We start from the raw sequence: 14,781 nt of genomic DNA, 5'->3' as shown, positions 1-14,781 counted from the left end.
GGACGTAAGTGATGCGAATTCACCTACAGGGCACCAGACGCCCCATCGCTGTGGCTGCCACCGTTGCCCTGGCCGCTGTGGGACTTTCTGTCCCGGCAGCCGCCGCGCCGGTGGAGGACGACTCCGAGAACACCGGAAGCGTTGCGCCGCAGGAGACGACGACCGAACCGCAGGATGTCGCGGTTGAACCCCAGAACACCAATACCGAGCCTGTCACGATTGACCTCGTCGGAATCACCGATTTCCACGGTTACATCGAGACTGCTCCGTTCCTGAAGACGCAGATCGATGAGATCCGCGCCAACAATGACAACACGCTTTTCGTGTCCGCTGGCGACAACATTGGCGGCTCGGCCTATGTCTCCTCGATCGCCAACGATCAGCCCACTCTCGACATTCTCGATGCCATGGGCCTCGACGTGTCGGCGGTTGGTAACCACGAGTTTGACCAGGGCTATGCGGACCTTCGGGACCGTGTGATCCCCGATGTCGACTTCTCCTACCTCGGTGCAAACGTCGACGGTGCAGAGGAGATTGCGGAGCCACCGTACGACATCGTTGATATCGATGGCGTGAACGTTGCCTTTATTGGCACCGTCACCGAAACCACCCCGACGATCGTCTCCAAGGACGGCATTGCTGGCCTGACCTTCAACGATCCGGTTGCTGTCACCAACGACATTGCTGCCGACCTCAAGGACGGCGATGACGCCAACGGCGAAGCCGACATCGTTGTCTCCCTGTTCCACGAGGGTGACACCTTCGCGAAGGGTCTCGACGAGAACGTCGACCTGGTCTTTGCTGGCCACACCCACATCGTTTCCGAGGACACCACCGACGGTGGCGCCCCGATCCTCCAGGCTGGCGAATACGGCAAGAACTTTGCTCACGCCTCCCTGACGGTTGCGGTTGACGGCACCATCACCATTGATTCACAGGCGATTGTTGCCCTCGATGAGACGGTAACCCCCGATGTTGATGTCGAGGCACTCGTTGATGACGCTGTCGCCGAGGCCGAGGTGCTTGGCGCCGAGGTCCTCGCTGAGATCACTGATAATGCATGGCGCGGCACCAATGATGGAACGGATCCCGGTGCGAACCGCGGCACCGAGTCGTCGATGGGCAACCACCTTGCCAACGCCGCACTGTTCACTGCGGAGAACTTCGATATGGGAGCCGACTTCGGCATCATCAACCCGGGTGGTGTCCGTGCGGACATGGACCAGGACGACAATGGTGAAGTGACCTACGGCGAGGCCTACACGACCCAGCCGTTCGGCAACACGATCGGCACGATCGACCTCACGGGCGAGCAGGTTTACACCATGCTTGAGCAGCAGTTCCAGCCCGAGGAGTCCCGTCCGGTTCTCCGCCTTGGCCTGTCGGACAATGTGACCTACACGTACGATCCGAGCGCTGCCGATGGTGGCGATATCACCGGTGTTTGGATCGACGGCGAAGCCGTTGACCCGGCAGCTACCTACACGATTGCTTCGAACACGTTCCTCCTCGGTGGCCAGGATGGCTTCACCGTTTTCACCGAGGGCACGAACCTCCGCGAGACCGGCTACGTCGACCTGAACGGCTACGTGGACTACCTGCGTGCAGGCAACGGCGAGACGATCCCCGCTGGTCAGCGTTCCATTGGCCTTGTCTTTGACGAGACCGAGCTGGTTGCCGGTGGCACGCTCGACATTGAGCTCTCCTCGCTCGCGTTCACCGCATTCGAGGAGAAGCCGACCACGGTCACGCTCTCGATTGACGGTGTCGAGGTCGGTTCCGCCGACATCGACACCACCGTCACTTCCAGCATCGACGACACCGGTACCGCAACCGTTGAGGCAACCATCCCCGCGGTTGTTGCCGACGAAGCTGAGCTTCGCATCGTCACGACCTATGAAGATGGCTCGGTCGACACCGACTTCGCCCTTCCGGTTGAGATTGCCGGCGGCGTACAGGCTCTCGACATTGTCGGTATCACCGATTTCCACGGTTACATCGAGACTGCTCCGTTCCTGAAGACGCAGATCGATCAGATCCGCGCCAACAATGACAACACGCTTTTCGTGTCCGCTGGCGACAACATTGGCGGCTCGGCCTATGTCTCCTCGATCGCCAACGATCAGCCCACTCTCGACATTCTCGATGCCATGGGCCTCGACGTGTCGGCGGTTGGTAACCACGAGTTTGACCAGGGCTATGCGGACCTTCGGGACCGTGTGATCCCCGATGTCGACTTCTCCTACCTCGGTGCAAACGTCGACGGTGCAGAGGAGATTGCGGAGCCACCGTACGACATCGTTGATATCGATGGCGTGAACGTTGCCTTTATTGGCACCGTCACCGAAACCACCCCGACGATCGTCTCCAAGGACGGCATTGCTGGCCTGACCTTCAACGATCCGGTTGCTGTCACCAACGACATTGCTGCCGACCTCAAGGACGGCGATGACGCCAACGGCGAAGCCGACATCGTTGTCTCCCTGTTCCACGAGGGTGACACCTTCGCGAAGGGTCTCGACGAGAACGTCGACCTGGTCTTTGCTGGCCACACCCACATCGTTTCGGAGGACACCACCGACGGTGGCGCCCCGATCCTCCAGGCTGGCGAATACGGCAAGAACTTTGCTCACGCCCGCATCCTCCTCGCCGCTGACGGTGCTGACATTGTCCTCACCGAGATCGTCGAGCTTGACGAGACCGTTGCGGCAGACCCCGACATCGAGGCACTCGTTGATGACGCTGTCGCCGAGGCCGAGGTGCTTGGCGCCGAGGTCCTCGCTGAGATCACTGATAATGCATGGCGCGGCACCAATGATGGAACGGATCCCGGTGCGAACCGCGGCACCGAGTCGTCGATGGGCAACCACCTTGCCAACGCCGCACTGTTCACTGCGGAGAACTTCGATATGGGAGCCGACTTCGGCATCATCAACCCGGGTGGTGTCCGTGCGGACATGGACCAGGACGACAATGGTGAAGTGACCTACGGCGAGGCCTACACGACCCAGCCGTTCGGCAACACGATCGGCACGATCGACCTCACGGGCGAGCAGGTTTACACCATGCTTGAGCAGCAGTTCCAGCCCGAGGAGTCCCGTCCGGTTCTCCGCCTTGGCCTGTCGGACAATGTGACCTACACGTACGATCCGAGCGCTGCCGATGGTGGCGATATCACCGGTGTTTGGATCGACGGTGAAGCCGTTGACCCGGCAGCTACCTACACGATTGCTTCGAACACGTTCCTCCTCGGTGGCCAGGATGGCTTTACCGTTTTCACCGAGGGCACGAACTTCCGCGAGACCGGCTACGTCGACCTGAACGGCTACGTTGACTACCTTGAGGCGGGCCACGGCGACACCATCCCCGCTGGTCAGCGTTCGATCGGCCTCGAGATCGGTGAGCAGCAGTTTGCCGCTGGCGAGACCGTCAACGTGTCCCTTTCCTCGCTCGCGTTCACCGCATTCGAGGAGAAGCCGACCACGGTCACCCTGTCCCTCAACGGTGAAGAGGTTGGTTCCGCCGACATCGACACCACCGTCACTTCCAGCATCGACGACACCGGTCAGGCAACCGTTGAGGCTGCCCTTCCGGCCGATGCTCCGGAAGAGTCGGTCCTGCGGATCGTCACGACCTTCGAAGATGGCTCGGTTGACACCGATGTTGAGATCCCGGTAACGGTTCTTGTTTCCGATACCAAGCCTGAGCCGATCCCCGGCAAGTGGTTCTACGTCTCCAACGACTGGACCGCTTCCGAGGCCTCCATTGAGTTCGCCTATGGACGTGTCAACGACGTTGTTCTCGTGGGTGACTGGGACGGTGACGGCGCCGATACCCTCGCGGTCCGCCGCGGCCACACCTACTACTTCAAGAACTCCCTTGTTGGTGGCCAGGCCGATGTCGAACTCCGCTACGGCCGTGACGACGACGTTGTTCTCGTGGGTGACTGGGACGGTGACGGCGTGGATACCCTCGCTGTCCGTCGCGGTGACACCTACTTCATCAAGAACGACCTGACCGGTGGCCAGGCTGACGCCGTCATCAACTACGGCCGTGACGCCGATGAGGTTTACTCAGGCGACTGGGATAACGATGGTGAAGACACCCTCGCTGTCCGCCGCGGCGACACCTTCTTCGTCAAGAACACGATGACCGGCGGTAACGCCGACGTTGAGTTCCACTACGGTCGCGCAAGCGACGAGGTCTTCGCCGGTGACTGGGATGGTAACGACGGTGATTCGTTCGCGCTTCGCCGTGGCCACACCTGGTTCATGAAGAACGACCTGGCCGGCGGCAACGCCGACCTCGTCCTCAACTACGGCCGTACCGGCGACGATGCATTCGTCGGCGACTGGGACGGCGATGAGATCGACACCCCGGCAGTACGCCGCTAATGAGCTAACGCTGCCAGGCCTCCGCTAGGAGGCAGGCTGCGAGAAGACACAAGCCTGAGGCGCCCACGAAAGTGGGCGCCTCAGCTATTGCCGAAACGACCCTGCGCGCCGGGGAAGCTATCCTGGTGGAATGAGAAGGCGGATTGAACCGGCAGTACTCGATGGGATCATTGGGCGCTACGTGGCTGGTGAGGAGCTGAGTGCGGGGGAGAAGCGCACCGCGGGACGCGGCGCACTCGAAGAGATCGCGACATTGAGCCCCGGGAAGTCCGTGGAGATCAGGGTGCCCTACGTGGGTGCCGTCCAAGCCATTGCCGGTCCACGGCATACTCGCGGCACCCCGCCGAACGTTGTCGAGATCGATCTCGATACGTGGCTGGACCTGACGGTGGGGGCGGTAAGCTGGGATGATGCAGTCGACGCGGGTAAAGTGGGGGCATCGGGCGTGAGAGCAGACCTCTCCGCCTATCTGCCATTGTTTCGAGGAAGTAAGAATGGAATCTGAGCAGCCGGAGTTCTACGTAACGAACCCAAGACGGGCTCCGCGGTACGGGCGCTTCATGTTCCTAGGAGCGGTGCTCGGAGCGATCGCTGGCCTACTCATCGTCCAGTTCGGCCCCGGTGCCGGCTACTACGCCATTGGCGACGTCGTAACGGCCACGCTTCTCACCGCCGTTCCGGTCGGGATTTTCCTTGGAGCGCTCGTTGCCCTCCTGCTCGATCGCAAATCTCTGAAGAAATCGAAGAAGTTGGACTAGCCTGAAAACGTGGCTCAGCGAATAGTCCGCGTTAACGTGGCACAACCCCAGGAAATGGTCAGCGCGCTGGTTACCCTGCGCGAAAAGCTGAAGATACCCGAGGAGTATCCTCAGGAGGCGGTTGACGACATCCGAACCGTCGACCTGAGCGAATACCCTGACCGGCGGGACATTCCCTTTGTCACAATCGATCCGCCGGGCGCTGCGGATCTCGACCAGGCCATGCACCTGTCCCGCGAAGGCGACGGCTACCTCGTCCGCTACGCAATCAGTGCCGTCGGCCTCTTCATTGAACCGGGTAGCCGCCTCGACCAGGAAGTGCACAACCGGGGAGTGACCTACTACGGCCCCGACGGTTCCATCCCACTTCACCCCAGGGAGCTCTCTGCGGGCGTAGCGTCGCTGCTTGAGGGGGAGGATAGGCCCGCCTACCTCTGGTACCTACATCTGGATTCTGAGGGTGCTTTAAGCCATTCCTGGGTGGAACTTGCCGTTGTACGGTCGCGGGCCCAGCTCACCTACGAAGAAGTGCAGGAATCCCACGACACCGGGAAGGTGCTCGCGGACGACGTGCCCGCCGACCTGACCCGCCTGCTTGCCGAAATCGGGAGGCTGAGAATCCATCGCGAGATTGCTCGCGGTGGCATATCGCTGGACCTGCCCGAGCAGAACATCGAGGCCGCAGACGGTGGCTACCAGTTGGTCTACCGTGCGGTCACCGAGATCGATGAGTGGAACGCACAAATTTCGTTGCTGACGGGGATGGCGGCAGCGCGCATGATGCTCGACGCTGGCGTCGGAATTCTCCGCACCCTGCCTGCCGCCCGCGAAAAGGACTATGTGCGCCTGCGCCAGGTCGCGCACGCCCTCGATCTCGACTGGCCGAAGGACGTGTCCTATCCGGACTATGTGCGTTCCCTCAACTCCGAAGAACCAAAGCACGCCGCCTTCCTCAACGAAGCCGCCGGCCTGTTCCGCGGCGCCTCCTATCTCGCACTCGGCGTGGAGGAGCAGGAGAGCGGTAGAGATAAGAAAAATGATGGCGGCAAGGGCGGCAAGAACAACGCTGGTAAAGATGCTGCCGACAAGGACAGGGGCGACAGGGAGGTCGGCAACGATGCTTACTCCGAGCACGCCGCTATTGCTTCCGCCTACGCTCACGTGACGGCTCCGCTACGGCGCCTTGTTGATCGTTACAGCCTTGAAGTGTGCCGCTGCCTTTGCGCGGGTGAGCCGATCCCGCAGTGGGTTCTGGATGCTCTTCCGAAGCTCCCGAGGGAAATGGCCAAGGCAGGCCAGCGGGCCTCAAACTACGAGAATGGCGCCATTAACGCCCTCGAGGGCCTGATCCTCACCGGCCGAGAGGGGGAAGTCTTCTACGGAGTGGTCGTTGAAGCATCCGAACCCAAGGAAGGCTCCGAGGAGCAGCGCGGTAGTGTCATGCTGTCCGATCCTGCCGTTGAGGCTTCCGTGACCGGCAAGAACCTGCCTGTCGGTACAGATGTTCGGGTGAGATTGACAGAGGTCTTGCCCACCGGACCCCGCTTCCAACTTGTAAAGGGAAAGCATGCAAAATGATGGTCGGCTCACCCATGTTCTCGATCCAGAGGACAAGGGCCAGGATGAATGCGGCGTGTTCGGCGTGTGGGCGCCGGGCGAAGATGTCGCAAGCCTGACCTACTTCGGGCTCTACGCGCTCCAGCACAGGGGCCAGGAGTCCGCCGGAATCGCCACCTCCAACGGGAAGCAGATCCTGATCTACAAGGATATGGGTCTTGTTTCCCAGGTCTTTAACGAAGATCACCTCCACCCGCTGACCGGGCACATCGCCGTCGGCCACGTCCGCTACGCCACGACCGGCAAGTCCCATTGGCAAAACGCACAGCCCACGCTCGGCCCGACCCCGTTCGGAACCGTTGCCCTTGGGCACAACGGCAATCTCATCAACACCCAGGCCCTCATGGCCAAGGTGCGTGACGACGCGGGCGAGGACCTCACGGGTGAACTGGGCAGGGGCTCCTCGACCGATACCGCTGTTATCACGGCCCTTCTTGGTGCCGCTGACAACTACGACTCCCTCGAGGAAGCGGCCCTCGGGATCCTGCCCGCCCTCAAGGGCGCTTTTACACTCGTGTTCATGGATGAAGGGACGCTGTACGCAGCCCGGGACCCCTACGGCTTCCGCCCACTCGTTCTGGGCCGCCTGTCGGCCGGTTGGGTCGTTGCTTCCGAGACAGCGGCCCTCGACATCATCGGCGCCACGTTCGTCCGCGAAATCGAGCCCGGTGAGCTTCTCATCATCAACGAAGCGGGGCCGCGCTCGGTTCGTTTCGCCGATGCAACCCCGAAGGGCTGCATCTTTGAATACGTGTACTTGGCCCGCCCCGACACGAAGATCGCGGGCAGGGGAGTCAATGCATCGAGGAACGAAATGGGGCGGGCGCTAGCTCGTGAACACCCGGTTGATGCCGACATCGTGATCGCCACACCGGACTCGGGCACGCCCGCCGCCATCGGTTACGCCCAGGAGTCCGGGATCCCCTACGCCCAGGGTCTCGTGAAGAACGCCTACGTGGGTCGTACCTTTATTCAGCCCACCCAGACCATGCGTCAGCTCGGTATCCGCCTCAAGCTCAACCCGATGAGGGAAGTCATCGAAGGTAAGCGGATCGTTGTTGTCGACGACTCGATCGTCCGCGGCAACACGCAGCGTGCGCTTGTCCGCATGCTGCGCGAAGCGGGCGCCGCCGAGATTCACGTCCGCATCTCGTCCCCACCGGTGGAATGGCCGTGCTACTTCGGAATCGACTTCGCGACCCGTGCGGAGCTCATTGCGTCCGGTCTGAACGTTGACGAGATCTGCCAGTCTATTGGCGCAGACACCCTTGGCTTCATCTCCCCGGAGGGGATGATTGCGGCCACCACAATCCCCGAATCGAAGCTGTGCACCGCCTGCTTCTCCGGTAAGTACCCGATCCCGGTCGACCACGCGAAGGTCGCCGCCGGGCTGGATCCAGCAGTGGAGGAATAAGTTGAAGATCACCTACTCACAGGCGGGTGTCGACACCCAGGCGGGCGACCGCGCCGTTGAACTCATGAAGTCGGCCGTAGCCTCGACCCACAACGCCAACGTGATCGGCGGCGTGGGCGGCTTCGCTGGCCTTCTCGACGCATCCGAGCTCCTGAAATACCGCAAGCCGCTCCTTGCCACCTCAACGGACGGTGTTGGCACGAAGGTCGCGATCGCCCAGGCTCTCGACATTCACGACACGATTGGCCAGGACCTGGTCGGCATGGTCGTCGACGACATTGTCGTGGTCGGGGCAAAGCCCCTTCTCATGACCGACTACATTGCCTGCGGGAAGGTCGTCCCCGAGCGGATCGCCGACATTGTCCGCGGCATCGCCACCGCCTGCGCCTCGATCAACACCCCGCTGCTCGGTGGGGAAACGGCCGAACATCCCGGACTTCTCGGTGAAGAAGAGTACGACGTCGCAGGAGCAGCCACCGGCGTTGTCGAAGCGGACAGCGTTCTCGGCCCCGAGCGGGTCCGGGAAGGCGATGCCATTATCGCCATGGCCTCCTCGGGCATCCACTCCAACGGCTACTCCCTGGTTCGCAAGGTTCTTGAAGTTGCCGGATGGAGCTACGAGAAGCACGTGGATGATCTGGGAACGACAATCGGACAGGAACTGCTCGTTCCGACGCGTCTTTACACAAACGTGTGTTTGGAAATGGCAGATCGTGCGCATGCCTTCTGCCACGTGACCGGAGGCGGCCTGGCAGCCAATCTGGCGCGAGTCATGCCGGCGGGCCTACTTGCCGAAGTTTCCCGCTGGGAGGTTCCGCCGATCTTCAAGGTCATTGCCGATCTCGGTGGCGTCCCCACGGCGGACCTGGAGGGTACCCTCAACCTCGGCATCGGCATGCTTGCCGTCGTTCCCGCAGAGCACGCACAGGCCACCATCGACGCCTCCGTCGCCGCGGATATCCCCGCCTGGGACGCTGGCGTTGTCCGCACCGATGATGGTGGGGAAGCGCTCCGCGGCGCCAAGGGAGTGGACGGCGGCGGCGTCCGCCTCACCGGCACCTACACCGGTCTCTAAGACCACCCCGGTGCCGGACCGCACCGATAACCAATGCTAAGAATCCGCGGGAAACCGCGGGTTCTTGCCGGCTAAGGAGATGGGTATGTGGGTGAGGGATGGCGTTACTGCGGGTGCCGTGTAGCGGGCTATCGGGGCTGAGTTATGGGAGTTGCGGATACAGCTGGGAGTTTGAGGATACAGCTAGGGGCACGGCTTGTGCCGCGCCCCCTATGTTTAGCTTCTAACTAGGAGCACTAGTGATGCCGAGGATCAGGCTTCGTCTTCCTCGTCCTCATCCTCGCCGTAGTAGTCCTCATAGCCGGAATACTGATCGTCGTAGTCGTCTGACTCGTCGTAGCTTTCCGACTCTTCATAACCCTCGTCTCCCCTGGAGACAAGCTCACGCTCCAGCGCTCGGTAGTCAGTTTCCGGGCTGGAGTACTTCAGTGTGCGAGCAACTTTGCGTTGCTTGGCCTTTTGACGGCCGCGCCCCATGGCGTCGACCCCCCTCAACTAGATCGGTCAGTTATCTTGCGCCTCAAAGGTACATCGATGGCACCCAACATTCTACGTCATGGCCAGCAATTCCGGAATTCGGGACCTTGGACCCCGAAGAACCGTGACATTTGCTGAGAATCTGGACATAGCGTCCGCGAGTCCGAGGAGGACACATGCAAACACAGTCCGAGCAGGAACTGCTCACCCCATCGCAGGTCGCCGCGCTTTTTCACGTCGATCCCAAGACCGTGACCAGATGGGCGAATGCAGGGAAACTATCATCGATCCGCACACTCGGGGGGCACCGTCGCTTCCGGAAGGACGAGGTCGAAAAGCTTCTGGAATCAACGTCAGGCCACTAACCGAGGCCGATAGCTCCAGAGCAAAAGCAATGGGGTGAGAGGAACACATCCGCCTCTCACCCCATTGTCATGCCCAAACGGGCTGGGTCGTCAACTACTTCTTCAGGATCAGGTACCCGGCGAGCGCCACAGTCGCCACCGCCGCGACGATGATTCCGATCGATGCCGCATCTCCTTTGCCAGCATCGTCGGCGACCCCGCGTGCCTTATCGGCAAACTCGTTAGCTTTGTTTTTGGCCTGATCGGCCGCAGCCTTCGCGTTGGCCTTCGGGTCAAGTCGGCGTGCGAGCTCGTCGACAGTGTCTGTCAGCTCGGCGCGGGTCCTCTGCAGGTCGGCCTCAATGTCAGCCGCTGAACGCTTGGGAGCCGATTCACTCATTCTTGTTCAGTCCCTTCTTCGCTGCCTCAATGTCGTTTATGAGCCCAGACTTCGGGTCAACAACGTGCTTGTTTGAGGCCTTGAGGCTCTTAATCCCAATCAGGGCAAGGATGCCGCAGATCAGGAGGATAACGACGCCGACGATAAGAGCGGCAAGCCAGAGCGGCACCGCATTCGCCAGTCCGTAAACGGCGGCAAGGAGAAGGATCCCGAGCGCATAGAGGGCAAGGACGCCAGCAATCGCAAAGAAGACTACGCCTCCCGCGACCTTCGAGGCCTTCGCCTTCGCCTGAACCTTCGCGAGCTCAATCTCGTCACGAATCAGGCGGGAGAAGCGTTCGGTCACCCCCGCCACGAGCTCACCAATAGACCGTGGGGATTCCTTCTCGTTGACCGGTGGGAGGCTGGTGCCTCCAAGGTCATTGGGGACTGCCGGTCCCTGGTTTGGATGTCCGGATGCTGTCACCGTTCATCTCCTTCCGATGAACTCGTCATTTGATCTCACTCACTCTATCGCGAACAACGGTGTAATGCGTAGCAAAACGTATGCTCATGGCGATCAGAAAAGGTAACCGGAGAGTGAATCACCGATGTCGAATTGTTATGAAATGTGTGATTCATTCCTCTAACCAGTGTAATTTGTGGGACGCTAGTGGAGATGCACAAGGCGTCTATTTTGACCTGCATGAAAAGAGATATTTAATGAAGGCATATACGAGTAGAAGGACGGCGTTAGTCGGTGCATGTGCACTTGTCGTGACGCCGATATGGGCGTTACCCGCCCAGGCAACACCAGAAAACGACAACATCGTCATCAACGAGCTGTACCTGCGTGGCGGCTCCAAGAACCAGCCCTACACCCACAAGTTTGTAGAGCTTTACAACCCAACCGACGCTGAGATTAGCCTCGACGGAATGTCGCTCCAGTACTTCTCATCGAGCAATGCCGACGCGAGCAACAACGTTAGCCTCGAGGGATACAGCATTGAAGCTGGCGGATACTTCCTCGTCCGCGGCGGTACGAATGGATCAAACGGCGAGGCAGTGCCTAACGTCGACCTTGTCGCGAGCGGATTGAACCCCGGCGGCGCCAACGGAGCAATCGCCCTTGTTGATGGCTCGGCAGACGTCGACGGCGTAGTTGCTGGCGATGTTTCCGGTAATGAGAACTTCATCGATTTCGTCGGCTACGGTGAGTCGGTCAAGTTCGAGACCAAGGCTGCTTCTTACGACGGTGGAAACTCCGATCCGGGTTCCATCACTCGTACCGATGGCCTGGACACCGATGACAACTCGGCCGACTTTGACTTCGTGACTGTACCGACCCCGCAGGGCTCCGATGATACCGCGCCGGACCCGGATCCCGATCCGGACCCTGATCCGGATCCCGAGCTCGTAGCAATTGAAGACATTCAGGGCACGGGTGACACGACTCCGCTGGACGGTGACGAGGTAATCACTCGTGGCGTTGTTACCGGCGTATACACCTCTGGTGGTTTCAACGGTGTCTACCTGCAAACCCCCGGAACCGGTGGCAAGATCGGCGATGCTTCGCACGGTATCTTCGTCTACTCGGGCTCGATGGCAAATGACGTTGAATACGGCGAATACGTTGAGGTCGCCGGCACCGCCGATGAGTACTTCACGCTTACCCAGCTCAGCAACCCGACCTGGGAGGTGCTCGATGAAACCGTTGAAGCCCCGATTCCCGCTGTCGTAACTCCTGCCGACCTGGCAACGGATGAACAGCGCGAGGCCCTCGAGGGCATGCTCATCGATGTGTCAGCCATCGAGTTCACCGTGACCGACTCCTACCAGACGAATGCGCACGGGCAGGTTGCTCTTGCCATGGACAGCGCGGCACTTCCCACCGAGACGGATATCTACAACCCCGTCACGGAACAGGCCGAGCACGATGCTCTTGTGGCGGAGAACTACTCCAAAATGCTGACCCTGGACGATGGTTCGTCGTACAACTACACGGACTTCCGGTTCGATGACCACGAGATCCCGGTTCCTTACCTCAACCTCGATACCCCGCTCCGCGTGGGTGCGGGTGCTGAGATCACGGATCCCGTGATCCTCGACTACCGCTACCAGTGGAACCTCCAGCCCACCGAGCGCATCACCGGTGAGAACGATGACTTCGCGGTCTTCGAGGACACTCGCGCAGCCGAGGCTGAGGCACCCGAAGTTGGTGGCGACATCACGATCTCGACATTCAACGTCCTGAACTACTTCACGACCCTCGGTGTCGACCTTTCCGGCTGTAGTGCCTATAGCGACCGTGAGGGCAGCCCGATTTCCGTTCGCGGTGGCTGCCTGGTCCGTGGAGCGTGGGATGCTGAGAATCTGGCACGCCAGGAAGGCAAGATCGTCACTGCAATCGAAGAGCTTGATGCTTCGGTTGTTGGCCTTGAAGAGATCGAGAACTCCGCCCCGTTCGGTAAGGATCGCGACGATGCTCTCGCCAACCTCGTTGATGCTCTGAACGCCAATGCTGGCTTTGACAAGTGGGCCTACGCCGAGTCCCCGGCTGACCTTCCCGAGGACGAGGACGTTATTCGTCTCGCCTTTATCTACCAGGTCGACGAAGTGACCCCGACCGAGGAATCGAAGATTCTCATCGGAAACGACGCCTTCCACAACGCGCGTGAGCCGCTGGGTCAGGCCTGGCAGGCACTCGACGATGCTGGTGAGCCGGTGGGTGAAGAGTTCGTAACCATCACCAACCACTTCAAGTCGAAGGGCTCCGGAACCGATGACGGCACCGGCCAGGGCAATGCTAACCCCGACCGCATCAACCAGGCGAATGCTCTTCTTGACTTCGCAGAAGCCGAGTACGCGGACCATCCCGTGTTCCTCGTTGGTGACTTCAACTCCTACGGTGCAGAGGACCCGCTGCGTGCCCTCGAAGCCGACGGCTACGTGAACCTGCTTGCCGAAAAGAGCGAGCAGATCGGTGAGCACCTCTACACCTACACCTTCGATAAGAGGGCCGGATCGCTCGACCACATCTTCGCTTCCGAAACCGCTCACGACTGGGTTGTCGACACCGACGTGTGGAACATCAACTCCGTTGAGTCCGTAGGTATGGAGTACTCGCGGCACAACTACAACGTGACGAACCTCTTCGAGGCCGACATCGCGTTCCGCTCCTCCGACCATGACCCGATCAAGGTCGGCCTGGACGTCCCGGGCCTCAACGACATTGTTGTTGTCGAGACCGAGGCTCCGGCCTTTGCCGACAATGTCATCACGATCCCGACCGTTGAGGGCGTTGAGTACCTTATTGACGGTGAGGTTGTGACCGGCGATGTGGAGATTACTGAGGACACGACGGTGACCGCTCGTGCTCTGGGCGGCTACGAGCTGTCCGAGGAGTCAGTGACCTCGTGGACCTTCGAGTACGTTGCACCGGTCCTTCCGGACCCGAAGGGCAATGTCTTCTACGTCTCTGATGACTGGAACGGCGGCGACTTCGTTGACGCCTTCGCATACGGACGCATTGGCGACGAGGTCTACGCAGGTGACTGGGATGGTGACGGCTACGACACGCTCGCCGTCCGCCGCGGTAAGACCTTCTACGTTAACAACGAGCTCAAGGGCGGCGACGCCGATGCTGAGTTCAAGTACGGGCGCCTCGGTGACGAGGTTCTTGTCGGTGACTGGAACGACGACGGTAAGGACACCTTTGGTGTTCGCCGCGGTCACACCTTCTACCTGAACAACGAACTCATTGGTGGTAACGCCGAGCTCGAGTTCAAGTACGGCCGTGACGGCGACGACGTTCTGGTCGGCGACTGGGATGGTACCGATGGCGATACGATCACGATCCGCCGTGGCTCCGTCTACTACGTCAACAACGAGCACCTCGGTGGCAACGCCAAGATTGTCTATAACTACGGTTGGGTAAGCGACGAGGCGCTCGCGGGTGACTTCGATGGCGACGGAATCGACACCGTGTCGATCCGCCGTGCGAACGTCTTCCACATCAACAACGCGCTCACGGGCGGCGATGCTGACCACGAGGTCAAGATCGGCCGCGCCAGCGACACGGTCCTCATCGGCGACTGGAATGGTGACGGAGTAGATACTCCGATCCTCAACCGGGTTGTCCGCTAAGGATTCTTCACGAGTAAATAACACAATCCCGCCCCACCGAAATACTGGTGGGGCGGGATTGCTGGCTATCCCAGAAGCGATACCTGCGAAGTCACGGAAGGCGAAGACTTCCATGTAGGCCCGTTTCTGCTGCGCCGCAGTCGTTCCTCGAAGAGGCCACTGCTCCGAGGAAGGACT

At 60.6% G+C, this 14,781-nt stretch carries 11 protein-coding genes; 8 read left to right on the top strand and 3 right to left on the bottom strand.

Annotated features, from left to right (window positions below; genetic code table 11):
- Positions 1–11: 11 nt before the first annotated feature.
- From EJ997_RS08040 to purM, 6 genes are all read left to right on the top strand, one after another.
- Positions 12–4,394 carry a bifunctional metallophosphatase/5'-nucleotidase gene (locus tag EJ997_RS08040; protein WP_126704090.1) on the top strand — a complete coding sequence of 1,461 codons (4,383 nt, stop codon included), beginning with the start codon at positions 12–14 and terminating at the stop codon, positions 4,392–4,394.
- 130 nt (positions 4,395–4,524) lie between these two features.
- Positions 4,525–4,899 carry a sterol carrier family protein gene (locus tag EJ997_RS08035; RefSeq protein ID WP_164719893.1) on the top strand — a complete coding sequence of 125 codons (375 nt, stop codon included), beginning with the start codon at positions 4,525–4,527 and terminating at the stop codon, positions 4,897–4,899.
- A complete protein-coding gene (locus tag EJ997_RS08030) occupies positions 4,889–5,152 on the top strand; it encodes a hypothetical protein (RefSeq protein WP_126704089.1) in 264 nt (87 codons plus the stop codon). Before EJ997_RS08035 ends, EJ997_RS08030 begins: the two co-directional genes overlap by 11 nt.
- 9 nt (positions 5,153–5,161) lie before the next feature.
- On the top strand, positions 5,162–6,730 hold the full coding sequence (locus EJ997_RS08025) for an RNB domain-containing ribonuclease (protein WP_228201433.1): 1,569 nt from the start codon (positions 5,162–5,164) through the stop codon (positions 6,728–6,730).
- Entirely contained in the window at positions 6,720–8,183 is a 1,464-nt protein-coding gene (gene purF, locus EJ997_RS08020) for an amidophosphoribosyltransferase (protein WP_126704088.1), read from the top strand. The genes EJ997_RS08025 and purF overlap by 11 nt, the downstream gene beginning before the upstream one ends.
- 1 nt (position 8,184) lies before the next feature.
- Complete coding sequence (purM, locus tag EJ997_RS08015) at positions 8,185–9,258, top strand: phosphoribosylformylglycinamidine cyclo-ligase (RefSeq protein WP_228201432.1); 1,074 nt, start codon at positions 8,185–8,187, stop codon at positions 9,256–9,258.
- Positions 9,259–9,510: 252 nt separating this feature from the next.
- Here purM and EJ997_RS08010 read toward each other — a convergent pair whose 3' ends face one another.
- Positions 9,511–9,735, bottom strand: coding sequence for a DUF3073 domain-containing protein (locus tag EJ997_RS08010; protein WP_126704087.1), 225 nt, complete (start codon positions 9,733–9,735; stop codon positions 9,511–9,513).
- Between the two features lie 176 nt (positions 9,736–9,911).
- On the opposite strand from EJ997_RS08010, the gene EJ997_RS08005 reads away from it, so the two are divergent.
- Positions 9,912–10,100 (top strand): BldC family transcriptional regulator, encoded by a 189-nt coding sequence (locus EJ997_RS08005; protein ID WP_126704086.1) that lies wholly within the window; start codon positions 9,912–9,914, stop codon positions 10,098–10,100.
- A gap of 94 nt (positions 10,101–10,194) precedes the next feature.
- Here the strand turns inward: EJ997_RS08005 and EJ997_RS08000 are convergent, their stop codons facing one another.
- Entirely contained in the window at positions 10,195–10,479 is a 285-nt protein-coding gene (locus EJ997_RS08000; RefSeq protein ID WP_126704085.1) for a DUF3618 domain-containing protein, read from the bottom strand.
- Complete coding sequence (locus EJ997_RS07995) at positions 10,472–10,945, bottom strand: phage holin family protein (protein ID WP_126704084.1); 474 nt, start codon at positions 10,943–10,945, stop codon at positions 10,472–10,474. The genes EJ997_RS08000 and EJ997_RS07995 overlap by 8 nt, the downstream gene beginning before the upstream one ends.
- Positions 10,946–11,235: 290 nt before the next feature.
- Here EJ997_RS07995 and EJ997_RS07990 point away from each other — a divergent pair, with 290 nt between their 5' ends.
- Positions 11,236–14,604, top strand: coding sequence for an ExeM/NucH family extracellular endonuclease (locus EJ997_RS07990; RefSeq protein ID WP_164719891.1), 3,369 nt, complete (start codon positions 11,236–11,238; stop codon positions 14,602–14,604).
- The last annotated feature ends 177 nt before the right edge of the window (positions 14,605–14,781 follow it).

The organism is Flaviflexus ciconiae (assembly GCF_003971195.1).
GTDB classification, from domain to species: domain Bacteria; phylum Actinomycetota; class Actinomycetes; order Actinomycetales; family Actinomycetaceae; genus Flaviflexus; species Flaviflexus ciconiae.
Note: the sequence above shows the minus strand (reverse complement) of the source record. Positions and strands in the feature narration are given on the sequence as shown.